The organism is Mycolicibacterium monacense, assembly GCF_010731575.1.
GTDB classification, from domain to species: Bacteria; Actinomycetota; Actinomycetes; order Mycobacteriales; family Mycobacteriaceae; genus Mycobacterium; species Mycobacterium monacense.
Genome location: NZ_AP022617.1, coordinates 4,271,590 through 4,294,167, shown reverse-complemented (window position 1 = coordinate 4,294,167; position 22,578 = coordinate 4,271,590). Strand labels below are relative to the sequence as shown.

Genomic DNA, 22,578 nt, shown 5'->3' with positions numbered 1-22,578 from the left:
TGCGCCCTATCCTGTACGGGTGCGTGGCGACGGTGACGGCTGGGTGTTCTCCGAGGGCGGCGGCCGCTACTGGGGCAGGCACGGTGCCGCCGGCCTGCTGCTGCGTGCACCGCAGTCCGACGGTTCGGCCGCAGTGTTGTTGCAGCACCGCGCGCCCTGGAGCCATCAGGGCGGGACGTGGGGCCTGCCGGGCGGCGCCCGCGACAGCCACGAGACACCCGAACAGGCCGCCGTACGCGAGGCGCACGAGGAAGCGGGGCTCTCGGTCGAGCAGCTGACCGTGCGGACCACGGTGGTCACCGCCGAGGTCGTCGGCTCCGGTGGCGCGTCGTGGACCTACACCACGGTGATCGCCGACGCGCCCGCACTGCTGCACACCGTGCCCAACCGGGAGAGCGCCGAACTGCGCTGGGTCGCCGAGGAGGACGTCGACTCCCTGCCGCTGCACCCGGGTTTCGCCGCCAGCTGGGACCGACTGCGGACCGTCACCGCGGCTTTTCCGCTGCTGGTCAGCGACTGACGAGCGCATCCTTCAGCCGGCGAGCCGCCGCCTTCGGATCGTCGGCCGCCGTGATCGCGCGGACCACGACGATGCGGCGGGCGCCGGCGTCGAGCACCTCGGGCAGCCGCGCCTCGTCGATACCGCCGATGGCGAACCACGGTTTCTCTGTTGCCCGCGAAGCGGCCTCGCGAACCAGGCCGAGCCCGGGGGCCTCGCGTCCGGGTTTGGTCGGCGTCGGCCAGCACGGCCCGACGCAGAAGTAGTCGACCTCCTCGGCCACTGCCGCGGCGACCTGGGCGCTGTCGTGGGTGGACCGCCCGATCAGCGGGCGTGGACCGATGATCCGGCGGGCCACGGGCAGCGGCAGGTCGTCCTGACCGAGGTGCAGGACGTCGGCGCCGGCGGCCAGCGCGATATCGGCGCGGTCGTTGACCGCCAACAGTGCGCCGTGGCGGCGGGCGGCTTCGGCGAGGATTTCGAGCGCGGCCAGTTCCTCGCGCGCCTCGAGTGGGCCGAACCGTCGTTCGCCTGCCGACCCCTTGTCCCGCAGCTGGATCAGGTCGACGCCGCCCGCGAGCGCCGCGTCGGCGAATTCGGCGAGGTCGCCGCGTTCGCGGCGGGCGTCTGTGCACAGGTACAGCGAGGCTTGCGCAAGGGCTGGGCCGAGCGGGTCGAGGGGTTCACGCACACGGCGACGGTAGCGCCTCGGCCGCGGGTAGGGTTGATGGCCGACACGGGAGTCCCGGGACAGCGGGACTGAGAGTGGGCCAGACGATCCGGCCCTTACCGTCGGACCTGATCCGGGTCATGCCGGCGAAGGGAGGGCTATGCCACCGGACAGCACCCTCGCCGTCATCGGCGGCGGGGTCATCGGCCTGTCGGTCGCGCGCCGCGCCGCGCTCGACGGTTGGTCGGTGCGGGTGCACCGCAGCCCCGCCAAGGGCGCGTCATGGGTGGCAGGCGGGATGCTCGCCCCGCACAGCGAGGGCTGGCCGGGGGAACACGAACTGCTGCGCATCGGGCTGGATTCGCTGCGGCTGTGGCATGGCGGCTTCCTCGAGGGACTGCCCGACGAGGTGGTGACCGCCCGGGAGTCACTGGTGGTGGCCGTGGACCGGGCCGACGCCGCCGATCTCAAGACCGTCGGTGAATGGCTGGCCGTCCAGGGCCACCCGGTCACGTTCACGACGGCGGCCCGTGACATCGAACCGCTGCTGGCGCAGGGCATCCGGCACGGGTTCGTCGCCGACACCGAACTGGCCGTCGACAACCGCGCCGTCGTGGATGCGTTGGAGGCGCACTGCACCCGGCTCGGGGTGCGGTGGGCGCCGCCGGTCGACGATCTGGCTGCCGTCGACGACGTGGACCTGCGGGTGCTCGCCAACGGCGTCGACGCACCGACGTTGTGGCCCGGGCTGCCGATCCGCCCGGTGAAAGGGGAGGTGCTGCGCCTGCGTTGGCGGCGCGGGTGTATGCCTGCCCCGCGCCGGGTGGTTCGCGCCCGCGTCCACGGCAGGCAGGTGTATCTGGTGCCGCGCGCCGATGGCGTGGTCGTCGGCGCGACCCAGTACGAACACGGACGCGACACAGCACCCGCGGTGACCGGGGTTCGCGATCTGCTCGACGACGCGTGCACGGTCATGCCGGCACTGGGGGAATACGAGTTCGCCGAATGCGCGGCGGGGCTGCGGCCGATGACGCCCGACGGGTTGCCTCTTGTCGAGTGGCTCGACGAGCGCACACTGGTGGCTGCAGGGCACGGCCGCAACGGCTTCCTGCTCGCGCCGTGGACCGCCGAGCGGGTCTCCGCCGAACTGCAGACGACACAGGGAGCCAGGACATGAGGAGTCACGGATGAAGATCGTGGTGAACAACGAAGACGTCCACCTCGACGAGCAGACCACGGTCGCGCAGCTGGTGGCTCGAATGGGGTTCCCGGAGAAGGGGATCGCCGTGGCGGTGGACTGGTCGGTGCTGCCGAGGACGGAGTGGGAGACCCCGCTGCGCGACGGCGCCCGCGTCGAAGTGGTGACGGCGGTGCAGGGTGGCTGAGGCCGCGAAGCTCACCATCGCGGGACGGGAATTCGGATCGCGACTGATCCTCGGCACCGGCGGGGCGGCCAATCTCGCCGTGCTGGAACAGGCGCTGATGGCGTCGGGCACCGAACTGACCACCGTCGCGATGCGCCGCGTCGACGCCGAAACCGGCACCGGTGTGCTGGAACTGCTGAACCGCCTCGGGATCAGCCCGCTGCCCAACACCGCGGGGTGCCGCGGTGCCGCCGAGGCGGTGCTCACCGCGCAACTCGGCCGTGAGGCGCTGGGCACCGACTGGGTGAAGCTCGAGGTGATCGCCGACGAACGCACCCTGCTGCCCGATGCCGTCGAACTGGTCCGTGCCGCAGAACAACTCGTCGACGACGGGTTCACCGTGCTGCCGTACACCAACGACGATCCGGTGCTCGCCCGGCGGCTGGAGGACATCGGGTGTGCCGCGGTCATGCCGTTGGGGTCGCCCATCGGGACCGGGTTGGGGATCGCCAACCCGCACCACATCGAGATGATCGTCGACGCCGCGAACGTGCCGGTGATCCTCGACGCCGGTATCGGCACCGCCAGCGACGCCGCGCTGGCGATGGAGTTGGGTTGTGACGCAGTGTTGTTGGCCAGTGCGGTGACCCGGGCCGCCGACCCGCCGGCGATGGCCGCCGCGATGGCCGCCGCCGTGACCGCAGGACACCTGGCCCGCCACGCCGGCCGCATCCCGAAGCGGTTCTGGGCGCAGGCGTCGAGTCCTGCGCTGTGACGCGCTATGTGGCGCTCGGTTCGTCCATGGCGGCGGGGCCGGGCATCCGGCCTCCGGCCGACGGCGCGCCGTTCCGCGCGGGTCGGTCGGCGCGCAACTACGCGCATCTGGTGGCCGAACGCCTCGGCCTCGATCTGACCGACGTCACGTACTCGGGGGCCACCACCGCCAACATTCTCGACGAACCCCAGCACGGCACACCGCCGCAGTTCCTGGCGCTCGACGGCACCGAGACGCTGGTGACGGTGACGATCGGCGGCAACGACGTCGGCTACGTGCCGATGCTGATGGCCGCGGGGCTCCCGCGGGTGGTCCGCTGGCTGCCGCCGGTGTCGACACTGTTCGACCCCACCGCCCGCGACCGCGCACTGGTCGAGGTCGGGGAATCGCTGCACCGCGTCGCTCGCACGGTACGGGCGCGCGCGCCGCGGGCGCGGGTGCTGTTCGTCGACTACCTGACCTTGCTGCCGCCACCGGGCGAGCCGGTCGCCCCGCTGTCGGACGCCGATGCGGCGCTGGGCCGGCGGATCGCCGACACGCTCGAGCGGTTGACCGGCCGGGCCGCCGCCGACACGGGGTGCGGTTGGATCCGGGCCGCGCAGGCCAGCCGCGCGCACCACGCGTGGTCGTCCGAACCGTGGACGACCGGCCCGGGTCTGCCGTGGCCGGGCCGGCCTGCGCCCCTGCACCCCAACGCCGCCGGTATGCGCGCGGTGGCGGATCTGATCGTCGACGCGGTGGAGTCCCGCGATGATTGAGCTGACCGGCCTGACCAAGAGATTCGGCCGGGTCCGTGCCGTCGACGACCTCACGTGCACGGTCGAACCGGGCGTCGTCACCGGATTCCTCGGCCCCAACGGTGCGGGCAAGTCGACCACCATGCGGATGATCCTCGGGCTGGACCGGCCGAGCGCGGGCACCGCCACCGTGATGGGTAGGCCGTACCGCGAGCACAGGCACCCCCTGCGAACGGTGGGCGCGCTGCTCGACGCGCGGCAGGTTCACCCGAACCGCACCGCACGTTCGCATCTGCGGTGGATCGCCGCCAGTAACAGATTGCCGGACAAGCGCGTCGACGAAGTCCTCGGCATGGTCGGTCTGGCCGATGTCGCGGGTAAGCCTGCGGGTGCGTTCTCGCTGGGGATGTCCCAGCGCCTGGGGATCGCGGCCGCGCTGCTCGGCGACCCGCAGGTGTTGCTGTTCGACGAACCGGTCAACGGTCTTGACCCGGAAGGGATTCGGTGGATCCGCACACTGATGCGCGACCTCGCCGGCGAGGGCCGCACCGTGTTCGTGTCCAGCCATCTGCTCGCCGAGATGGCCCAGACCGCGGACCGGTTGCTGGTGATCGGACGCGGCAGGCTGATCGCGGCGACCACTGTCGGCGATTTCGTCAACCGCGCCGGCCTGGACACCGTCCGGGTGCGGACACCGGACCGCGACCGGTTGTGCGACGCGTTGACCGCCGCGGGACTGTCGACGACTGTCGAGGATTCCGCCGTGCTGGTGCACGGCGCATCCACCGAGCAGGTGGGTGAACTGGCCGCGCGGACCGGAGCGACGTTGCACGAGTTGAGCATTCAACGCGCCTCGCTGGAGGAGGCCTACATGGCGCTGACCGACGAAGCCGTCGACTTCCGGGCGCGACGCTGATGCTGCGCGCCGAGCAGATCAAACTGCGCACCACCCGCTCACCACTGTGGACCCTGTTCGCCGTCGTCGTGGTGAGTTTGGGCTTCGCGGTGATCCAGGCGTCGGTCGGCAGCACCGCGGTGCCGCTGGCGCCGGAGCGCGCGGCGATCGGCGTGGCGGGCTTCGCGGTTCCCGTCCTGATGGTGCTCTCGGCGCTGACCGTCACCGGCGAGTACCGCACCGGCATGATCCGAACCACCTTCCTCGCCATGCCGGGGCGTACCCGGGTGCTCGCCGCGAAGGCCGTTGTGACCGCGGTGTTCTCAGGTATCTGCGCGGTGATCATGGTGCTGGCGTCGGCGCTGGCTGTCCGCCTGGTGGGCACCCCGGCACAGGGTGCGGAGTTGTCGTTCACCGAGTTCGCTGTGTGGCGGACGGCAGGGGCGATCGGCCTGTACGCGGTGCTGGGCGCGGTGCTCGCCGTCGGTCTGGGGACTTTGATCCGGCACAGCGCCGGCGTCATCGCCATCCTGCTCCTGCTGCCGTTCGTCATCGAGCCGCTCCTCGGGTCGATTCCTCGAGTGGGTGCGCGGGTCGGACCGTTGATGCCGTTCGCCAACGTCAACACCTTCACCGAGGTGGAGTGGGTGCAGACGTTCTCCATGTGGTGGGGACCGCTGGGCGCGCTGCTGTACTTCACCGGCGTGGTGGCCGTCGTGTTCGTCGCCGCCGCCGTCGACATCAACCGCCGCGACCCCTAGACGCTGGCAAACTACCGTCAGCGACAGCCGACGCCGCAGTGATCGCTTGGTGCCGTCCGAACGCGTTACCTCACCTGTGGAGCGGCGCCGCCGGTTGTTTGCGATAAGAGCAAATCCTTGGTCGTTGCCTGCGCAAGGGATATCGCGGGCGTTTGCTGGGCACGGGCCCGGATCTGCTCGGAGGCGAGCCCGCGTTGATGGCTACGCGGTACAGCAAATGAACGATGTCGACTCTGACATGATTCCGGCGTTCTCATTCGCTCGCGTTTCTGTGAAATCTTCGCGCCGTGAGGCAGGTTATGGTATGAGCCTTTCGGATTGCTGATGTTCGTCCTCGGTCGGTCCGCATGATGAGCGGATCGCTTACATCCCAGCTTGACCCGATGATCGGTGGGTCATTGTCAGCCGGGTGTCGAAGGCGGACATTTGCCTGAGTTCACCGTGTGCGCGCGCATCCGAATCGAGAACTTTGCGTATGGAAGTTTCTGCGGCGGCGTCCGGTGCGTACTACGCAAATAGCAGCGAATATTGACAAGATCGAAAATGCGGTCATAGATTGGCCCAGCAACTGGCAACGACGCCGGCCCACACCGTAGAAGGGGTTGGGGACATGGGTAAGCACTCGCTGCAACCGCCGAAGAATGTCTCTCCTCCAGCCAAGTCGGACGCTACGAGTGCGGCGTCGGCGGTACGGCGAACACTGACCGCGCTCTGCGCCGGCGGAATGGCGCTGTCGGTGACCGCCTATTCGCAGGTGCCCCGATCTCCAGAGGTTCAGTTACTTTCCACACCCGGCGCTGGAATGGTCCCGCTCGCGCCAGTGGGTGGGGACGCCGGTGAGAACGAGGGTGACGACGGGTCCGATGGCTCGCCCGGCTCGGAGGGTGGTTCGTCCGCTACGTCGGACGGCGAGTCGCCGTCGGCGGACGAGCCGGACGCCGGGTCTCGGATCGGCACAAGAGGATTGCTGGATCTCGGAGGCGGCGGAGGGCTGGACCTCGGCAATCTCGATATCAGCGACCTCGTCGACGGCGTGCTCGACACCGTTGACGACACGGTCGACGGCGTGACCGACACCCTCGACACCACGGTAGACGGCCTGGATGACGCGCTCGATCTCACGGACGCGACGGATCTCACTGACCTGACCGACGTGGTCGATACGGCTGCCGACGGGCTGGGTGATGCAGTCGACTCCACGCTGGATGCGGCCTCGGATGCTGACGGGGTGAGTGATGTCCTCGACACCGCGGTTGATGGGGTGCTCGACACGGTCGACGGTGCCGCTGACAGTCTGGATCTGACCGACGTGGTCGACGGCACTGATCTCACCGACACGGTGGACGTGACGGTCGACGGTCTCGGCGACGCGGTCGATTCCACGCTGGATGCGGCCTCGGATGCTGACGGGGTGAGTGATGTCCTCGACACCGCGGTTGATGGGGTGCTCGACACGGTCGACGGTGCCGCTGACAGTCTGGATCTGACCGACGTGGTCGACGGCACTGATCTCACCGACACGGTGGACGTGACGGTCGACGGTCTCGGCGACACGGTCGATTCCACGCTGGATGCGGCCTCGGATGCTGACGGGGTGAGTGATGTCCTCGACACCGCGGTTGATGGGGTGCTCGACACGGTCGACGGTGCCGCTGACAGTCTGGATCTGACCGACGTGGTCGACGGCACTGATCTCACCGACACGGTGGACGTGACGGTCGACGGTCTCGGCGACACGGTCGATTCCACGCTGGATGCGGCCTCGGATGCTGACGGGGTGAGTGATGTCCTCGACACCGCGGTTGATGGGGTGCTCGACACGGTCGACGGTGCCGCTGACAGTCTGGATCTGACCGACGTGGTCGACGGCACTGATCTCACCGACACGGTGGACGTGACGGCCGACGGCCTCGGCGACGCAGTCGATTCCACGCTGGATGCCGTGGATTCCACACTCGATTTCAGCGACGGCTCAGATTCCACCGACGCGGTCGACGCTACGAACCCATCTGATCGACCGACCCCCAATCCGATCGCTCGTTTCTTCAAGTTCCTCTCCGATCTCTTCTGGCGGGTCGTGCACTTCTTCGAAGATCTCGTCTCCCGGTTCGTCGATGTCCTCTTCGGTGGTGGCCCGGTGGGGCGGGACGGTTGGTGGGAGCTGTAAGCGCCGATGTCCACGCACGAGGGTGAATCAGCTTCGAGGACCAGACGGGCCGGTGACATCGCCATCAGCGTCATGGTGGCGCTGCTCGTCGTCGTCGCCGTCGTCGGATCGCTGCCGGATTCAGCGATCAAGGACACGCTCGCGCCGATGCTCCAACCCCTCACTCGGGCAACAGGTCTCGACCAGAGCTGGGGCGTGTTCTCGCCGAACCCGCCACGAAAGCTGACTGAGGTCGAGGTCCACGTCATCATGAGCGACGGCGAAGACCGCGTGTGGCGCCTCGACGCCGATCGCTCACTTCCGGGGTACCGGTGGCGCAAGCTGAAGGAAGAAGTGATCCGGCACAACAAGTTGCGGCCCGGACTGGCCAAGTACGTCGTCCGCGAGGTGACCGAGCCCGGTGAACGCGCGGTGCGGGTCCTGATGGTGGTACAGACCGAGACGCTACCCCTGCCCGGTGACGGCGAACCGAAGACGGTGCGCAAGTTGCTGTTCGACCAGAAGATCAAACCCACCCAAACCCGTTCGCCGGGCGATGCGCCGAATCCGGTGGCGACGCGGTGACGGCCGACCTGTGGTCGCGTCTGCGGCAAACCGGTGGCGACTCGGCGCGGGCCTGGCGCCGATTCTGGTTCAGCTACGACTCGGCCTATCCGCTCGGCTTCATCCGAATCGCTTTCGGGGTCCTGATGATGGTCTGGACGGTGTCGCTCTACCCCGGGTTGCACGACCGTTTCGGCACCGACGGCGTCGTCCCGCGTCCTCCTACCGCGGACTTCACCTGGAGTGTCTTCCGGGTGTTCCCGGACGACGACGCGGTCTTCGCCGGATGGGTACTGCTGCTGGTGGCCTCGATCGCCCTGACCGTCGGTTGGCACAGCAGGCTGGCGGCGGTCCTGGTCTTCGTCATGGTCGTGTCCTTCGAGCGCCGCAACCCGTTCGTGATGAACGCCGGTGACGTGCTGTTGAGGGTCGAGGCCCTGTTCATCGCCCTCGCAGCCTCCGGTGCCGCGCTGTCGCTCGACCAGCGTAGGCGGACCGGTTCGTTCTGGACGGCGGAACAACGACGGATTTGGCCCGTCCGACTCATGCAGATCCAGGTGTCGGTCATCTACGTGTCGACAGTCGTCGCCAAACTCCACGGTGAAACCTGGCAGGACGGAACCGCCGTGTCGTATTCGCTGCGGCAGAACGACTTACTGTTTTTCACCACTCCCCGGTGGATCACCGACAACCTGCTCGTCTCGAACGTGCTGAGCTGGTCGACTCTGCTCATCGAACTGTCCATCGGGCTGTTGGTGTGGAACCGCCGCTGCCGGCCGTGGGTGTTGGCCGCCGGGGTGGTCCTCCATCTGAGCATCTTCGTCAGCATGTCGATCGGGTTGTTCAGCCTGGCCATGTTCGTCCTGTACCTGGCGTTCCTGCCCAGCGGACGCGCGGAGGCGCTCGGCAACCGACTCGCCCAGCGGAGCGCCGCCCGCTGTGGCAGGCACAGCGGGCGCCACTCGAGGCAACGGTCAGCGGACATGACCCGCGACCTCGCGCGAAGCGGCGGTTGAGCCTGGCCCACAGTTGCAGCCGCTAACGTGGATGCAATGGTGCGCGAGATGCTGGCGGTGCTGTCGATAGTGGCCGTCACGGCAGGCTTGACCGGTTGCGGCGACGATGAAAAGGGAAACCCGGTGCCGGCGCCGTCCACCCAGGAGACCGCACCCGAAGCCAAGGAGTTCGGCGCTGCACTGAAGGACAAGGTGACCGTGGACGCGATGATGGGCCACCTCGACGAACTCCAGAAGATCGCCGACGCCCACGGCGGCAACCGGGCGCTCGGCACACCGGGATACGACGCGAGCGTCGACTATGTGGCCAACACCCTGCGCGACAAGGGTTTCGACGTGCAGACCCCCGACTTCGAAGTACGCCTGCCGTTCGCCGAGAAGCCGCAGCTGACCGTCGGCGGGCGGGCCGTCGAGGCCAAAGCGCTGGAGTACACCATCGGCACCGCGCCGCAGGGCGTCGAAGGTCCGCTCGTGCCCGCCCGCGTCGAAGACTCACCGGGCTGCACCGCGTCGGACTACGACGGACTGCCGGTGCAGGGTGCGGTGGTGCTGGTCGACCGCGGGGAATGCCCGTTCGGGGTCAAACAGGCCGTCGCCGCCCAACGCGGCGCGGTGGCGCTGGTGGTGGTCAACAACGTCGACGGGGAGGTGGTGAGCGGGACCCTCGGCGACGACACCGACGTCAAGATCCCCGCCGTCAGCGTCACCAAGGCGGTCGGCGGCGAGTTACGCGACGCTCCGGGGCAGACCACTCTGCGGCTGGAGGCCGGTGTGCGCACAGATCGCACCCGAAATGTCATCGCCCAGACCAAGACCGGATCCACCTCCGATGTGGTGATGGTGGGGGCGCACCTCGACAGCGTTCCGGAGGGTCCTGGCATCAACGACAACGGATCCGGTGTGGCCGCCATCCTCGAGACGGCCTTGCAGCTGGGTGTCGACCCCGACGTGCGCAACACGGTGCGCTTCGGGTTCTGGGGCGCCGAGGAACAGGGTCTGCTCGGATCCATGGATTACGTCCAGTCGCTGAACGAGGAACAGCTCAAGGACATCTCGCTCTACCTCAACTTCGACATGTTGGGCTCACCGAACCCCGGCTATTTCACCTACGACGGCGATCAGTCCGCACCGCCGAACCCCGAGGCGGGTTCGCCTCGGGTGCCGGAGGGGTCGGCGGGCATCGAACGCACCCTCATGCAGTACCTCGACGATGCGGGCAAACCGGGCGAGGACACCAGCTTCGACGGCCGCTCCGACTACGACGGCTTCACCCTCGCAGGCATCCCGGCCGGTGGTTTGTTCTCCGGCGCCGAAGAGGAGAAGACCCCGGAGCAGGCCGAGCGCTGGGGTGGTGAAGCCGACCGACCCTTCGATCCGAACTATCACAAGAAGGAAGACGATCTCACCCACATCGACCGCACCGCGATGGAGATCAACGGCGGCGGCGTGGCGTACGCGGTCGGGCTGTACGCCCAGGATCAGCGCGGCCGCAACGGGATTCCGATCCGTGACGACCGCACGCGCCATCCCGTCGAATCCTGATGCGCATCAGCCGGGCGGTCACAGCGCTGGTGGCGGCGCTGGTCGCGGCGTGCTCGTCACCCGCCCCGCCGCCGGATGTCACGGGCGGTGATCTGGCAGGCAAGGTCACCGTCGACGCGCTCTACACCCACCTCGAGGCGCTGCAGGACATCGCCGAACGTCACGGCGGGAACCGCGCGCAGGGGACGGCGGGGTTCGACGCCAGCGTCGACTATGTGGCCAATCTGCTGCGAGACAGCGGTTTCGATGTTCAGACCCCTGAGTTCGACCGCTACGGTGGCACGCGTGGTGGTGCACCACGGCTGACCGTGAACGGCCGCGCTCATGCGGTGGAGAAGGCGTCGCTGCTGGTGGACACCGGACCCGAGGGCCTCGATGCGGTCACCCTGCGCCCGGGCCGGCCCGCCGGCTGCAGCGCCGGCGATTACGGCGGAGTCGACGTCCGTCGTTCGATCGTGGTGGTCGACGACACGGGGTGCTCGGTGGTGGTCAAGCAGGACGTCGCCGTAGCCAGGGGCGCGGTGGGGGTGCTGGTGGTCACCGGCAGTGGCGGCGGCAGCCCACCGGGGCTGTTCACACCCGGGTACTACCGTGAACTCACCGTCCCGGTGGGGATCATCAACTCGGACGCGAACGCCGCACTGCGCCGTACGACCGCACCGGTGCGGTTACGTCTGGACGGACAGCCGGTGCTGGTGAAATCACGGAACGTCCTGGCCCAGACGAAGACCGGCGACACCCGCAATGTCGTGATGGCCGGCGCACATCTCGACAGCGTGTCGAGCGGGCCGGGGATCAACGACAATGCCACCGGTGTGGCCGCGGTTCTGGAGACGGCCCTGCAGCTGGGTAGTTCACCGCGGGTCGCCAACGCCGTGCGGTTCGCGTTCTGGGGTTCCGAGGAGATCGGCCTCGAAGGATCACGGGCCTACCTCCGCGACCTCGACGGCGAACAACTCGACGACATCGCGCTGTACCTCAACTTCGACATGCTCGGGTCGACCAACGCGGGATACTTCACCTACGACGGGGATCAATCCGCGGCCACCGAACCGGTGTCGGTGCCGGAGGGATCGGCGGGCGTCGAACGCCTGCTCGCGGGATACCTCAACGAGGCGGGTGTGCGGCCCGCCGACATGCCGCTGAGCGACCGGACCGACTACCACTCGTTTCTGGCCGCCGGCGTGCCGTTCGGCGGTACGACCACCGGTGCGGCGCAACAGAAGACCGAGGTGCAGGCGCGGCTCTGGGGCGGACGGGCCGGCGCGGCGTTCGACCCGAACTATCACACCCGTCGCGACACCATCGACAACGTGGACCGTCACGCGCTGGGAATCATGGGTCCGGCGGTGGCCTTCGCGGTCGGCACCTATGCGCACTCCATCGAGGGCGTTAACGGGGTGCCGCCGCGCGACCGACGCGACCGTGACAGGCCGTAGACACCACCGAATCCGTCGTGTACACGAGCGCCCTTCACGACAGCGAACTGGGCAACGGGGCTGATTTGTCGACTTCTCGTTGCTGGGCGGGGGCCGGTCGCGCTGCGCGCCCTTAGCCGTCACCCCGCCGTGTGAGCCAGTTCATAGTGGGCGGGCAAAGGTGCTCCAGGGCATAGCAGCAGCTGTTACCGACGAGTAATGGTCGCTCCGAGTCGGCGGCCGCTTCGTGTAGCGAACTCGCCCCGGGTGGTGGGGCCACGTGCGCCACAGTTTGCACGGTACGGGAGTGCTTGTGCTTGCAAGTAGTTAGCTGCTCGCAAGTTGGCATTTCCAGCGGGAGGCCGCCAGCGAATTTCGTTTTGCGGATATTGACGATCACTTCGCTGCGTTCCCGGCAACGCAACGCCCTGACATGCAAATTCACACTTGCTTTTAACTTACTCTCGGGTAGGTTTCAGGCTCGGGTGGGGATGAGCAAAGGAGAATTCAATGCAGACCGCTGTTCGCTCGTACGTGTCGGCAGGTGTCGCCCTCGCCGGTGTCGGCGCCATCGCCTTCAGCCCAGTGGTGCCGATTCCGGACGTCGAGGTGCCGGCGATCTCGTCGTCGGCCGTCGAGCTCAACGCGCTCGTCAACCCGATCGAGCTCTTCGTGCCGATCTTCGAGAAGGCGTTCGCGGACACCGGCGCGCTCGGTCAGCGGGTCTTCGCGAATCCCGCGCCGATCCTGGAGCAGATCCTGGCCAACCAGGTCGCCAGCGCCCAGACGCTCGGCGAGATCGCCGGGGTGTTCGGGGAGTCCTTCCAGACGGCATTCGCGGCCGCCCCGGGACTGCTCGAGACCGCATTCGATCAGTTCGCGGCCGGTGAGATCACCCTGGCGCTGAACACCTTGTTCGACCTCGCGCTCTCGCCGGTCATCGGGCCGCTGCTGGACAGCATCTTCATGGGGGACGGGGTCCTCCAGGACCTCGTGGGCGTCCTCCAGAAACCGTTGGTCAACGCCCAAAATGTGATCGGCCTACTCGGTGACCCCGACTTCCTGCTGACCATCGGACTCCTCCCCCTGCAGACGGCGTATGCGCTCAACACCGCCGTCGGCGGAGCGGCCGAAGCGCTCCTCGCCGCCGCCGAAGCCGGAGATCCCGAGGGGTTCGTCAATGCGATCACCACCGGTAGTGCGAATGTCACCGCGGCAGTGCTGGACCTACTCCTCAACCCGGGCACTCCGCCGTACAACTACGACCAGGGTCTCGTCGCTGCGCTTCTGAGCGCCCGCGACATGATCGCCCAAGCCATCGGCGCGCCCGCACCGAGCCCAGCGCTGTTGGCAACAGTGAGCTCGGAGGTGACCGATCCGGCGCTGACGACCATCACGTTGGACGTCGCGCCTGCATCGGACGCCATCGAGGCCCCGAAACCCGCTGCCGAAACTGATGTTTCAGCCGTCAGCCTCAGCGCCGATGCGGTCGATGCCACGGAGCCCGCGACGGCGGTGGCCGAGGAGACGGCTGCGGTCGAGGCCGGTGTCGATGAGGTCGTCGCGGAATCCGAGGTCGTCACGCCGAAGAAGTCGGATCCGCTCAACGAGCTTCGCAAGGGCGTCGAAGGCGCCGTCAACGACATCCGCAACGGGTTCAAGCACGCCGCGGCGAGCCTCACCGGCAAGGCGAGCAAGCCCGCGAAGTCGGAAAGTTCCCCGGCGTCCGACAGCGGCTCGGCGTCCGAGAGCGACTCGGGGTCGGACTCGGGCAGCGGTTCGGGGTCCGACTCGACGTCGGGCGACGCCGAGTAGAGCCGTTCCGTCCGGCCTCACACGGTGGAGGTGGAGGGCTCGGCAGATCTGCTCGTGCGCAGGCCCAGCAGGCGCATCCCGTGGTAGACCAGCAGCGCCGCGATCGAGCCGAGCGCGATCCCGGTGAACGTGAGTTCGCCTGCCTGCCAAGTGAAGTCGGCGATGCCGATGATGAGTGGGATGGCCGCGGTCATCTGGTTGACCGGCAGCGAGAAGTCGACGTGGTTGGTCAACCAGATCCGCACACCGAGCACGCCCACCAACCCGTAGAGCACCACGGTCGCGCCGCCGAGCACACCGGCCGGGGTGGCCGAGATCGCCGCCCCGATCTTCGGGCACAGCGACAGCGCGATGGCCACCACCGCTGCCACCCAGTACGCGGCCGTCGAGTACACGCGGGTGGCGGCCATGACGCCGATGTTCTCCGCGTACGTCGTGGTCGCCGATCCGCCCCCGAAACCGGCCAGCGTGGTCGCGACACCGTCGGCGGCGAGTGCCCGCCCGATGAGCGGATCCATGTCGGTTCTGGTCATCTGACCGACCGACTTCACATGGCCGATGTTCTCGGCGATCAGCGCGACCACGGCGGGCAGGAACATCGGCAGCACTGCGAGCGAGAACGACGGCGCCTCGAAGTCGGGTAGACCGACCCAGGGGGCCGCCGCGATCGCCGAGGTGTCGACGTCGCCCATCGCCAATGCGAGCAGATACCCGATCAGCACCGCGAGGAAGATCGCCAACCGGCCGATCATCCCGCGGAAGAACGCCAACGTCGCGACCAACAGCACCAGCGTGACGGTGGCGACGACGGGCCCGGCCTCGAAGTTCGTCTTGGCGGCGGGTGCGAGGTTGAACCCGATCAGCGCGACGATCGCACCGGTGACGACCGGCGGCAGGGTGACGTCGAGCCAGCGGGTGCCGACGAGGTGGACGACGCCGCCGATGACGATCAGCACCAGTCCGAGTGCGACGATGCCTCCGAGCGCGCTGCCCGTGCCCTCCGACGCGACGGCCGCCGTGACGGGCGCGATCACCGAGAAGCTCGAGCCCAGGTAGCTGGGCAGCCGGTTGCCCGTGATGATCAGGAACAGGATCGTGCCCACACCGGAGAACAGCAGGGTGGTGGCGGGCGGGAAGCCGGTCAGCACCGGCACCAGGAACGTGGCACCGAACATCGCCACCACGTGCTGAGCGCCCAGGCCGATGGTGCGGGGCCAGCTCAGGCGCTCGTCCGGGGCGACGACGAAATCGGCGTCCGCGCGCGCTTCGACGGGCTTCCACTTCCAGTTCGCCGACCGACCGGTCTTGGCTGGGATCACGGTTGCCTATCTTGCACCGTTGCCGGTGCTCCGCGCGCGGCGTACCGCATAGGCCAGCGCGCCCACCGCGAGCACGGCGACGCCGGCGAGCACGGACGTCCACGGCAGCGCGAACGCCAGCAGCAGGCAGCCGGCCAGTCCGACCGCCGGCACCACCCGGGCGCCGAGCGTCCACGCCGACGCGTTGGCGATCGCGTAGTACATCAGCACCGCGAACGACGAGAAGCCGATCGCGTCGCGCAGATCCACCGTCGCCGCCAGCGCGGCGACCAGCACGCCCACCGCGACCTCCGCGCGGTGCGGGGTGCCGTGGCGGGCGTGCACGGCGGCCAACCCGGACGGCAGGTGACGGTCGCGCGCCATCGCCAGCGCCGTGCGCGAGACGCCGAGAATCAGCGCGAGCAGCGAGCCGAGCGCGGCGACCGCGGCGCCGGCGCCCACGACAGGGACCCAGCCCGGGAACCCGGCCGCCCGGACCGCATCGGCCAGTGGCGCCGTCGAGCCGGCCAGCGCCGCGGGTCCCAACTGGGCCAGCACGGTGACCGCCACGACGGCGTAGACCGCCAACGTGAGGCCCAGCGCGATCGGGATGGCGCGGGGGATGGTGCGCGCCGGGTCGCATACCTCCTCGCCCAGGGTGGCGATGCGGGCGTATCCGGCGAACGCGAAGAACAACAGGCCGGCCGACTGGAGTGCGCCGCCGACCGTGACGTCCGCCCCGAAGTCCAACCGGTCGCCGACAGGATCCCCGAACCCCAGGACGATCACCACCACGACGGCCAGCACCGCCAGGACGACCGCGACGATGAGGCGGGTGAGCAGCGCCGATTTCCGGATGCCCGCGTAGTTGACCGCGGTGAGCGCGACCACGGCGGCGACCGCGATCAGGCGGGCGCCACCGGGCCAGACATAGACGCCGACGGTCAGCGCCATCGCCGCGCACGAGGCGGTCTTCCCCGCGACGAACCCCCAACCCGCCAGATATCCCCAGAACGGGCCCAGTCGCTCCCGGCCGTAGACATAGGTGCCGCCGGATTCCGGATAACGCGCGGCCAGGCGCGCCGAGGAGGTGGCGTTGCAGTACGCGACGACCGCCGCCACGGCCAGCCCCACCAGCAGGCCGCCACCGGCGGCGGCCGCCGCAGGCGCGAGCGCGGTGAAGATGCCGGCGCCGATCATGGCGCCCAGGCCGATGACGATCGCGTCGACGAGACCGAGTCGTCTCGACAGCGCCGGCCCGCCGGGTGGGTTCACACCGTGATGCTAGGAAGTCTCCCGGTCGCCGGCGAGCGTGTCCTCGTCCTCGTGGGCGACCGTTGCCGTGAGCAACACCGCGACCATGGCGACGACCCCGGCCGCGATCAGCGGGATGGTCCACAGCCGGCGGGTCAGCAGCGCGTTCTGGCAGGAGGCGACGAAGTCGGTGCCGTCGACGGCGGCATTCTCGGCCTGTGTCAGGTTGGCGACGAATCCGCTACCGCACTCGACCTGCCAGCCCCACTGGTCGTAACCGTCGATCAGGACCGGGAATCGCAGCGCGAACAGGCCGATCGCCATCAGGATGGCGCCGCCGATGCCGATGTACCAGGCCCGTGCCGACATGCTTCCCCCTCCGAGACGCTCCGACGATGTTAACGCTCATTCTCAGCCCACGTCGACACCGAATGACAATCTCTGCCGTCGCACCGAGTTGTGCGGTGTGCGGCATTAGTGTGTTCGGCATGGCGCCCACCCCGCCCGGCCGCGGTGACGGTGTTCGGCGCCGTCCCAAAGACCGCAAAGCCCAGATCGCCCGGGCGTCGGCCGAAGCGTTCAGCTCACTGGGCTATCACGGGGTGAGCATGGACGCCATCGCCTCACGCGTCGGCATCTCGGCGGCCGCGCTGTACCGGCACTACACCGGCAAGTACGAGTTGTTCCGCGACGCGGTCCTGGCGCTCGGGCAGCAGCTGGTCGACGCCACCGCCTTCGTCGACGGGGAGATAAGCGACGACGGGTTCGGCGCCCACATCACCGAAGACCCCGAGCGGACCCTGGTCCACCTGGCGACCGCGGTGTGTGACGCGGCGCTGGCCAATCGCGAATCCGGCGGGCTGTACCGCTGGGAGGCGCGTTTCCTGCGCGGTGACGATCAGGCCACCCTGGACTCGCAGATCCGCACCGTGCACCGCCGCTTCCAGCAACCGCTGCGCATGCTGCGCCCGGAACTCGACTCCCGGCAGCGGTGGACGTTGTCGACGGCGATGATCAGTGTGCTCGGCAGCATCGTGGACCACCGGGCCAAGCTGCCCGCCGGTCAGATCCGCCCACTGCTCGCCGAACTCGTCGTCGCGCTCGTGCCCGCCGAGTTTCCCGACCTGCCCGACGATCCCGAACCCCCGGCACCCACCGCCGCCGCGCACCGGTCGAAATACGAAGCGCTGCTGATGGAATCGATGCGGCTGTTCAACCTGAAGGGCTATCGCGACACCTCGATGGAGGACATCGCGGCGGCCACGGGCATGCCGGCCTCGGGCATCTACCGGTACTTCTCCGGCAAGAGCGACATCCTGGCCGGGGCGTTCCGCCGGTCGGCCGATCGTTGGTCGGCGGAGATGTCGGCCATCCTCGACACCACCGCCGACCGCGAAGAGGCGCTGGCCAAGCTGATCGACGGACACGTGGCCAGGTCGTTCAGCGAGCCCGAACTGGACTACGTGTACTACACCGAACGCCTGAACATGTCACCGGCCGATCAGCAGATCCTGCGCAACCTGCAGCGCTCGACGGTCGAGACCTGGGCCGACCTGGTGGTGACGTTGCGACCGGAATGGACTGCGGGACAAGCCCGTTTCGCTGTCTACGCGGCGTTGGCGGTCACGACCGACCTGGGCAGGCTGGTCCACTACCGCAACTCGCCCTACACGCGCGCGCTCGTTGCGGGGTTGATGGACCTGACCCTGCTCGGCCGCTACCGCTTGCGAACGGTGTTGCCCGCCAAGTAGACCGCGTATCCCAGCAGTCCGGCCAGACCGAATTTGCGGGTCCTGCGGCCCGCCAGCGCGAGACCGATCGCCGTCTCGAGGCTGCCGTTGGTGTAGATGTGGCGACGGGTGTTCTGCGGGAATGCCGCCACGGTGATCGGCTCGAACACCTGCGGGCGAACGAAGTGCGCCAGTCCGGTCCCGGCGATGGCCAGCCCGGTCAGCTTGGCGGCACGGTTGTCTTGTTGCGGCACAGAGGGTCCTCTTTCAGGCAATCTGGTAATCACTGAGCGGGAACTCGGACGCCTCTTTGATGGCGTCGCGCGTCGACATCGGGCGCAGCAGCGACGGTTCGCCGCTCGGGTTGAAATAGTAGGACCGCGACGAGGCGCAGTTGCCGAGCGTCCACAGGGAACTGCCGAGCGCTTCCGTCATCCGATCGAGGTAACGGGTGTTGGCCTCCTCGGTCACCTCGAACGTCGTGGCGCCGCGCCGGTGCACCTCGCTGAAAAGCCGGTCCATCAGCCGCATCTGGTACTCCATGGTGTTGAAGAAGTTCAGACCCAGGAATGCGTACGGGCTGGCCAGGCTGAGGTAGTTCGGGAAATACGGCATCGACACACCCTGGTACGCCTGGAAACGCGTTTCGCGCCACCACTTCCCGAGGTTGCGGCCACCGCGGCCGATGATCTCGATCGCCGGGAAGTTGGCCTCCCACAGGTCGAATCCGGTGGCCAGCACCAGCGTGTCGATGACGGTCTTGGTGCCGTCGGCGTTGACGATGCCGTCGGCTTCGACATGGTCGATCCCGTCGGCCTGCAGGTGGACGTGCGGTTTGGTGAACGTGCGGAAGTAGCTGTTGGAGAACGTCGGTCGCTTGCAGCCGATGTCGTAGTCGGGGGTGAGCTTGCGCCGCAGCTCTTTGTCGCGGATCGCCACGAACTGGTTGATCTTGCACAGATCCATCGCCGACATGTTGAGGCGCCGGAACAGCGGCACCTTGTAGTGCACGACACCGATGTTGATCATCGCCTCGTAGATCGTGTCGGTGATCAGCCGCACGGTGCGCTGGAGCAGCGGAACCCGCGCGAACAGCCGTTTGGTGCGCTCGGAGAACCGGATGTCGACCTTGGGCGCCACCCAGATCGGGGTGCGCTGGTAGACGGTGAGGTCGGCGGCGTTCCTGGCCAGTTCGGGGATCAGCTGAACGGCGGTGGCGCCGGTGCCGATGATCGCGATCCGCCGGCCCGACGGGTCGAAGCTGTCGTCCCAGTCGGTGGTGTGGATGACCTTGCCCTCGAACGAGGTGATGCCGGGAATGTCGGGGGTCCGCGGTTGCGAGAGGAACCCCGTCGCGGTGATGAGATAGCGGGTGCTCAGCGTCTCCCCGCCGTCGAGCGCCACGCGCCAGAGCTTCGCCTCTTCGTCCCAGCGGGCGCCCTCGACGGCCGTGTTGAAGCGGATGTGGCGACGGACGTCGTACTTGTCGGCCACCTCGTCGGCGTACTGCTTGATCTCCGCACCGGTGGAGAACAGCCGCGACCACTTCGGGTTGGGCTCGAAGAAATAGCTGTAGGTGGTGGTGGGGACGTCGACGGCCAGGCCCGGGTAGTGGTTGACGTACCAGGTGCCGCCGAGGTCGTCCTCGCGGTCGAGGATGACGAAGTTCGCGTAGCCCATTCGCTTGAGCTGAATCGCGGCACCGATTCCGGCGAATCCGGCGCCCACGATGACCGCGTCGTACTGCTCCGAAGTCATGAGTAGACGGTACCCCAGGTATCGGAGTGGTCCCGTGCCGCCGACCTGGGCGGCGTCAGCCCTTCAGTGAACCCGCGCGCGGCGGGTTCAGGGTTGCGACGCAGGTCACCGCCCGGTCGCCGTCGGACCAGGTCTCGTCGGTGGGGAAGAGGACGAACAGTCGCACGGTGTCGTCGGTGACCGCGGACGGTGAATAGCTCGCCAGTTCGGGTGCGCACCGGTTGGCGTACTCGACCATCGCGTCCTGTCCGGGGAAGTCACCGTCGGGCATCTGGAGCACCGCGAACACCTCGCCGGCGTGCGGTTCGGCGCAGTCGACGGTCTTGAGCGTCCTGACCTCACTGCCGTCCGGGATCTCGGAGAGGCAGTCGCCCAACTTCACCTGTGTTGCTGTCACCGTGCCCTCGCGCACCACCAGGACCACGAAGAGCACCACGGCGATGGCGATCACGACGACGGTCAGCGCCACCAGGCCCAGGATCAGCCAGAGCTTGCTCTTCTTGGGCGGGGGCGGCGGTCCGGCCGGCCGCATCTCGGCGTAGGGCTGCGGCGGGGGCGGTGGGAAGTACGGCTGTCCGTAGGCGGGCTGGCCGTAGGCCGGCTGACCGTAGGGCTGCTGGCCGTACGGGGGCTGGCCGGGGGGTGGGGGTGGCGGGCCCGGCGGCATGCTCATGTGTTCGACCCTAACCGGTGGCCAGCAGTCGCAGCGCCGCGTCGACCGCCAGTTTCGGCACGTCGAGCGCCTTGGACCCCAGATCGTGACGCGCGCCGGTGATCTCGACGAGTTCGGTCGGCCCGGCGACGAGCGCCGCCGCCGCGGTGAGCTCGTCGATGCTCCCGAACGGATCCGCGGTGCCGTGCACGAACACCGTCGGCACACCGATGCGGGGCAGGTGTTCGGTGCGGGCCCGGTCGGGCTTGCCGGGCGGATGCAACGGGTACGAGGACAGCGTCATCACGTCGAGGGCCACCCCGTCGTCGGCGACCGCCATCGACGTCATCCGGCCACCGTAGGAGTGTCCGCCGGCGATCACCGGCCCGTCGGTGAGTTCGCGGGCGGCGGCGACCGCGTCGGCCACCCCCGCCCGGTCGGCGGTGGCCGACCCCGAGGGCGGGCCCTTGGGTCTGCGCCTGCGGTAGGGCAGGTTGTAGCGCACGGCCAGCCAACCCCGCCCGGCCCACTCGTCGCAGAACCTGACCAGCAGCGGCGCGTCCCGGTTACCCCCGGCGCCATGGGTCAGCAGCACCACCCCGCGCGGTGTGCCCGCCGGTTCGTGGGCGACGCCGGCGATGTCATCGAGGTTCATCGGCGCTCAGCCTGAACAGCGCGGAGACCGGACCGTGGCCGTGGCCCAACGGGTATGCGGCGCGCAGACATTCGGTCACCCACTGTTTGGCGAACGCGACCGCGTCGGGGACGGAGTAGCCGTGCGCGAGTGCGGAGGCCGTGGCGGCCGCCAGGGTGTCGCCCGCGCCGTGGTCGTGGCCGGTGTCGATGCGGTCGGCGCCGAACTCGTGGAACTCGGAGCCGTCGAACAGCAGATCGGGGCTGTACGCCGACGAGCGCAGGTGGCCGCCTTTGACCAGTGCCCACTGTGGGCCGAGCGCATGCAGCGCCCGCGCCGCGTCGCGCTGGGAGGCGGCGTCGGTGACGTCGATCCCGGTGATCAGCCGCACCTCGTCGAGGTTGGGGGTGACCAGGGTGGCGAGGGGGAACAGTTCGGAGCGCAGTGCGTCGAGCGCCGACGGATGCAGCAGCGGATCGCCGTGCATGGAGGCGCACACCGGGTCGACGACCAGCGGTGCGGGCCGCAGGCGACGCCACGTCTCGGCGACGGCGGTGATGATCTCCGAAGAGGCCAGCATCCCGGTCTTGGCCGCCTGGATGCCGATGTCGGAGACCACCGCCTCGATCTGCCCGGTGATGACGTCGATGGGGATCTCGTGGAAACCCTTGACGCCCACGGAGTTCTGTACGGTGACGGCGACCACCGCGACACAGCCGTGGACGCCGAGCATGGCGAAGGTGCGGGAGTCGGCCTGGATCCCCGCGCCACCGCCGGAGTCGGTGCCCGCGATGGTCATCACCCGCGCCGGGGTCTGGCCGGGTGGGGCGAGTGGCAGGTATCGCGTATCGGTCATCGAAAACTCCCTACGCCGGCATTACCCGGTCAGGTTCGTACGGTCGACGACCCCAGTCGTCCTCTCAGCGCGCTGGTGCGCGCTCCCGCGTGGTCGGTGGTGCGTTGCTCAACCTAGCGCAGACGCCGGATGGGGCGAACGCGAATTGCCGACCGATTATTTGTATAGATAATATATGTGTTCTGCGGCGTCCG

At 68.6% G+C, this 22,578-nt stretch carries 23 protein-coding genes and 2 riboswitches; of the genes, 14 read left to right on the top strand and 9 right to left on the bottom strand.

The window, feature by feature from the left end; genetic code table 11:
• Nucleotides 1-19 precede the first annotated feature (19 nt).
• Nucleotides 20-520: an NUDIX hydrolase gene (locus tag G6N49_RS20605; protein WP_041309454.1), complete on the top strand. Its 501-nt coding sequence runs from the start codon at nt 20-22 to the stop codon at nt 518-520.
• On the opposite strand, the gene thiE is transcribed toward G6N49_RS20605, so the two are convergent.
• Nucleotides 510-1,190, bottom strand: a complete 681-nt coding sequence (gene thiE / locus G6N49_RS20600) for a thiamine phosphate synthase (protein WP_064871988.1) — start codon at nt 1,188-1,190, stop codon at nt 510-512. The genes G6N49_RS20605 and thiE overlap by 11 nt on opposite strands.
• A 35-nt stretch (nt 1,191-1,225) precedes the next feature.
• Nucleotides 1,226-1,339: riboswitch (TPP riboswitch) on the top strand.
• Here thiE and thiO point away from each other — a divergent pair.
• From thiO to G6N49_RS20545, 12 genes are all read left to right on the top strand, one after another.
• Nucleotides 1,330-2,346, top strand: a complete 1,017-nt coding sequence (gene thiO / locus G6N49_RS20595) for a glycine oxidase ThiO (protein ID WP_011557971.1) — start codon at nt 1,330-1,332, stop codon at nt 2,344-2,346. It overlaps the preceding riboswitch by 10 nt.
• A 10-nt stretch (nt 2,347-2,356) precedes the next feature.
• Nucleotides 2,357-2,554, top strand: coding sequence for a sulfur carrier protein ThiS (gene thiS / locus G6N49_RS20590; RefSeq protein WP_011854478.1), 198 nt, complete (start codon nt 2,357-2,359; stop codon nt 2,552-2,554).
• Entirely contained in the window at nt 2,547-3,308 is a 762-nt protein-coding gene (gene thiG / locus G6N49_RS20585; RefSeq protein WP_011557973.1) for a thiazole synthase, read from the top strand. Before thiS ends, thiG begins: the two co-directional genes overlap by 8 nt.
• A complete protein-coding gene (locus G6N49_RS20580) occupies nt 3,305-4,066 on the top strand; it encodes an SGNH/GDSL hydrolase family protein (RefSeq protein WP_234786773.1) in 762 nt (253 codons plus the stop codon). Before thiG ends, G6N49_RS20580 begins: the two co-directional genes overlap by 4 nt.
• Nucleotides 4,059-4,961 (top strand): ABC transporter ATP-binding protein, encoded by a 903-nt coding sequence (locus tag G6N49_RS20575; RefSeq protein ID WP_011557975.1) that lies wholly within the window; start codon nt 4,059-4,061, stop codon nt 4,959-4,961. Before G6N49_RS20580 ends, G6N49_RS20575 begins: the two co-directional genes overlap by 8 nt.
• Nucleotides 4,961-5,701, top strand: a complete 741-nt coding sequence (locus G6N49_RS20570) for an ABC transporter permease (protein WP_011557976.1) — start codon at nt 4,961-4,963, stop codon at nt 5,699-5,701. The genes G6N49_RS20575 and G6N49_RS20570 overlap by 1 nt, the downstream gene beginning before the upstream one ends.
• A gap of 610 nt (nt 5,702-6,311) precedes the next feature.
• A complete protein-coding gene (locus tag G6N49_RS29285; RefSeq protein WP_179967774.1) occupies nt 6,312-7,868 on the top strand; it encodes a YhgE/Pip domain-containing protein in 1,557 nt (518 codons plus the stop codon).
• A gap of 6 nt (nt 7,869-7,874) precedes the next feature.
• Complete coding sequence (locus tag G6N49_RS29280; RefSeq protein ID WP_049771474.1) at nt 7,875-8,432, top strand: hypothetical protein; 558 nt, start codon at nt 7,875-7,877, stop codon at nt 8,430-8,432.
• A complete protein-coding gene (locus G6N49_RS20560) occupies nt 8,429-9,427 on the top strand; it encodes an HTTM domain-containing protein (RefSeq protein WP_011557978.1) in 999 nt (332 codons plus the stop codon). The genes G6N49_RS29280 and G6N49_RS20560 overlap by 4 nt, the downstream gene beginning before the upstream one ends.
• A 36-nt stretch (nt 9,428-9,463) precedes the next feature.
• Nucleotides 9,464-10,969, top strand: coding sequence for a M28 family metallopeptidase (locus G6N49_RS20555; RefSeq protein WP_011854481.1), 1,506 nt, complete (start codon nt 9,464-9,466; stop codon nt 10,967-10,969).
• A complete protein-coding gene (locus G6N49_RS20550) occupies nt 10,969-12,408 on the top strand; it encodes a M20/M25/M40 family metallo-hydrolase (protein ID WP_011854482.1) in 1,440 nt (479 codons plus the stop codon). The genes G6N49_RS20555 and G6N49_RS20550 overlap by 1 nt, the downstream gene beginning before the upstream one ends.
• A gap of 489 nt (nt 12,409-12,897) precedes the next feature.
• Nucleotides 12,898-14,202: a hypothetical protein gene (locus tag G6N49_RS20545; protein WP_011557981.1), complete on the top strand. Its 1,305-nt coding sequence runs from the start codon at nt 12,898-12,900 to the stop codon at nt 14,200-14,202.
• 17 nt (nt 14,203-14,219) lie between these two features.
• Here the strand turns inward: G6N49_RS20545 and G6N49_RS20540 are convergent, their stop codons facing one another.
• Genes G6N49_RS20540 through G6N49_RS20530 form a run of 3 tightly spaced genes read right to left on the bottom strand, consistent with a single transcriptional unit; the run spans nt 14,220 to nt 17,123 of the window.
• Nucleotides 14,220-15,521 carry a uracil-xanthine permease family protein gene (locus G6N49_RS20540; RefSeq protein ID WP_011557982.1) on the bottom strand — a complete coding sequence of 434 codons (1,302 nt, stop codon included), beginning with the start codon at nt 15,519-15,521 and terminating at the stop codon, nt 14,220-14,222.
• 6 nt (nt 15,522-15,527) lie between these two features.
• A complete protein-coding gene (locus G6N49_RS20535; protein ID WP_011557983.1) occupies nt 15,528-16,775 on the bottom strand; it encodes an APC family permease in 1,248 nt (415 codons plus the stop codon).
• Nucleotides 16,776-16,784: 9 nt separating this feature from the next.
• Nucleotides 16,785-17,123, bottom strand: a complete 339-nt coding sequence (locus tag G6N49_RS20530) for a hypothetical protein (protein ID WP_011557984.1) — start codon at nt 17,121-17,123, stop codon at nt 16,785-16,787.
• A gap of 119 nt (nt 17,124-17,242) precedes the next feature.
• On the opposite strand from G6N49_RS20530, the gene G6N49_RS20525 reads away from it, so the two are divergent.
• Nucleotides 17,243-18,505 carry a TetR/AcrR family transcriptional regulator gene (locus G6N49_RS20525; protein ID WP_225891789.1) on the top strand — a complete coding sequence of 421 codons (1,263 nt, stop codon included), beginning with the start codon at nt 17,243-17,245 and terminating at the stop codon, nt 18,503-18,505.
• On the opposite strand, the gene G6N49_RS20520 is transcribed toward G6N49_RS20525, so the two are convergent.
• The 5 genes from G6N49_RS20520 to thiD form a co-directional block, all read right to left on the bottom strand.
• Entirely contained in the window at nt 18,472-18,738 is a 267-nt protein-coding gene (locus tag G6N49_RS20520; RefSeq protein WP_011854484.1) for a DoxX-related protein, read from the bottom strand. The two genes, G6N49_RS20525 and G6N49_RS20520, sit on opposite strands and share 34 nt — an antisense overlap.
• A 13-nt stretch (nt 18,739-18,751) precedes the next feature.
• Nucleotides 18,752-20,242, bottom strand: a complete 1,491-nt coding sequence (locus tag G6N49_RS20515) for a flavin-containing monooxygenase (protein WP_011557987.1) — start codon at nt 20,240-20,242, stop codon at nt 18,752-18,754.
• A gap of 55 nt (nt 20,243-20,297) precedes the next feature.
• Nucleotides 20,298-20,915, bottom strand: a complete 618-nt coding sequence (locus G6N49_RS20510) for a septum formation family protein (protein ID WP_011557988.1) — start codon at nt 20,913-20,915, stop codon at nt 20,298-20,300.
• A 10-nt stretch (nt 20,916-20,925) separates the two neighbouring features.
• The gene (locus G6N49_RS20505; protein ID WP_011557989.1) at nt 20,926-21,549 is read right to left on the bottom strand and encodes an alpha/beta hydrolase family protein; all 624 of its coding nucleotides are present in this window, start codon (nt 21,547-21,549) and stop codon (nt 20,926-20,928) included.
• On the bottom strand, nt 21,536-22,384 hold the full coding sequence (gene thiD, locus G6N49_RS20500; protein WP_011557990.1) for a bifunctional hydroxymethylpyrimidine kinase/phosphomethylpyrimidine kinase: 849 nt from the start codon (nt 22,382-22,384) through the stop codon (nt 21,536-21,538). Before thiD ends, G6N49_RS20505 begins: the two co-directional genes overlap by 14 nt.
• A riboswitch (TPP riboswitch) is annotated at nt 22,375-22,483 on the bottom strand. It overlaps the preceding gene by 10 nt.
• Between the last annotated feature and the right edge of the window lie 95 nt (nt 22,484-22,578).

What these genes read in the sequence shown, in the direction of transcription:
- thiO (WP_011557971.1), top strand. Translation starts at nt 1,330, where the DNA reads ATGCCACCGGACAGCACCCTCGCCGTCATCGGCGGCGGGGTCATCGGC.
- thiS (WP_011854478.1), top strand. Translation starts at nt 2,357, where the DNA reads ATGAAGATCGTGGTGAACAACGAAGACGTCCACCTCGACGAGCAGACC.
- G6N49_RS20575 (WP_011557975.1), top strand. Translation starts at nt 4,059, where the DNA reads ATGATTGAGCTGACCGGCCTGACCAAGAGATTCGGCCGGGTCCGTGCC.
- G6N49_RS20570 (WP_011557976.1), top strand. Translation starts at nt 4,961, where the DNA reads ATGCTGCGCGCCGAGCAGATCAAACTGCGCACCACCCGCTCACCACTG.
- G6N49_RS29285 (WP_179967774.1), top strand. Translation starts at nt 6,312, where the DNA reads ATGGGTAAGCACTCGCTGCAACCGCCGAAGAATGTCTCTCCTCCAGCC.
- G6N49_RS29280 (WP_049771474.1), top strand. Translation starts at nt 7,875, where the DNA reads ATGTCCACGCACGAGGGTGAATCAGCTTCGAGGACCAGACGGGCCGGT.
- G6N49_RS20555 (WP_011854481.1), top strand. Translation starts at nt 9,464, where the DNA reads ATGGTGCGCGAGATGCTGGCGGTGCTGTCGATAGTGGCCGTCACGGCA.
- G6N49_RS20550 (WP_011854482.1), top strand. Translation starts at nt 10,969, where the DNA reads ATGCGCATCAGCCGGGCGGTCACAGCGCTGGTGGCGGCGCTGGTCGCG.
- G6N49_RS20545 (WP_011557981.1), top strand. Translation starts at nt 12,898, where the DNA reads ATGCAGACCGCTGTTCGCTCGTACGTGTCGGCAGGTGTCGCCCTCGCC.
- G6N49_RS20530 (WP_011557984.1), bottom strand. Translation starts at nt 17,123, where the DNA reads ATGTCGGCACGGGCCTGGTACATCGGCATCGGCGGCGCCATCCTGATG.
- G6N49_RS20525 (WP_225891789.1), top strand. Translation starts at nt 17,243, where the DNA reads ATGGCGCCCACCCCGCCCGGCCGCGGTGACGGTGTTCGGCGCCGTCCC.
- G6N49_RS20515 (WP_011557987.1), bottom strand. Translation starts at nt 20,242, where the DNA reads ATGACTTCGGAGCAGTACGACGCGGTCATCGTGGGCGCCGGATTCGCC.
- G6N49_RS20510 (WP_011557988.1), bottom strand. Translation starts at nt 20,915, where the DNA reads ATGAGCATGCCGCCGGGCCCGCCACCCCCACCCCCCGGCCAGCCCCCG.
- G6N49_RS20505 (WP_011557989.1), bottom strand. Translation starts at nt 21,549, where the DNA reads ATGAACCTCGATGACATCGCCGGCGTCGCCCACGAACCGGCGGGCACA.
- thiD (WP_011557990.1), bottom strand. Translation starts at nt 22,384, where the DNA reads ATGACCGATACGCGATACCTGCCACTCGCCCCACCCGGCCAGACCCCG.